Here is a 1,059-nt window from a genome sequence, read left to right on the forward strand (position 1 = left end):
TCCATATTGATATCGATGATTTGTGCGCCGTTTTCAACTTGCTGTCTTGCAACGTCGAGTGCTTCTTCAAACTCTTCGTCTTTAATAAGCCTCAAAAACTTCTTTGAACCAGTAACGTTAGTGCGCTCACCGACATTAATGAATAGTGAGTCTTCATCTGTAACAAAAGCTTCTAAGCCGGAAAGGCGAAGTTTGGGTTTGATCTGTGGAATAGCCCTTGTACTGTGTTTCTCCATACGTCGTGCGATTTCAGCAATGTGCTCTGGTGTTGAACCGCAGCAGCCACCGATAATGTTGATTAAATTATCTTTTGCGAAGGTCTCAACGATATCGGCCATTTCTTCAGGTGTTTGATCGTATTCACCAAACTCATTCGGCAGGCCTGCGTTAGGGTGGGCGCTAACATAGCATTCGCCCTTGGTAGATAACTCTTCAATGTAGGGCCGAAGTGCATCGGCACCCAGAGCGCAGTTAAAACCGATGCTCAGAGGCTTGCAGTGCTTAACAGATATTAGGAAGGCCTCAGCTGTCTGCCCGGACAGAGTACGGCCCGAGGCGTCAGTGATGGTGCCTGAAATCATGATTGGCAGTTTCAGTTTGGAATCCTGAAAGTATTGTTCAACTGCATAAATAGCTGCTTCAGCATTAAGCGTATCGAATATGGTCTCGATCATGATTATGTCGGCACCGCCTTTTACCAAGGCATCGGTGGCTTCATAATAATTGTCGTAAAGCTCTTCGAAAGTGACGTTTCTAAAACCCGGGTCGTTAACGTCGGGGCTAATGGATGCCGTACGTGATGTTGGGCCAACGACACCTGCAACAAATCTTGGCTTGTCGGGCGTTTCAGCGGTCTTCTTCTCCGCTTCTTCACGTGCAATACGTGCAGCTTCGAAATTTAACTCGTATACAAGCTCTTCCATGCCATAGTCAGCTTGGGAAACTTTGGTCGAGTTGAAAGTGTTTGTTTCAATTATATCTGCGCCTGCATCTAGATATTGTTTATGGATGCTAGCAATGGCGTCTACTTGAGTCAGGCATAATAGGTCATTATTGCCT

Annotated in this window: 1 protein-coding gene; it reads right to left on the reverse strand. The window is 45.9% G+C overall.

Annotated features, from left to right (window positions below; all coding sequences use genetic code 11):
- Positions 1 to 1,059, reverse strand: a 1,059-nt coding sequence (locus A3761_RS03875; protein WP_197472801.1) for a homocysteine S-methyltransferase family protein, incomplete at both ends; no start/stop codon positions are given.

The sequence above is a fragment of the Oleiphilus sp. HI0123 genome (assembly GCF_001635315.1).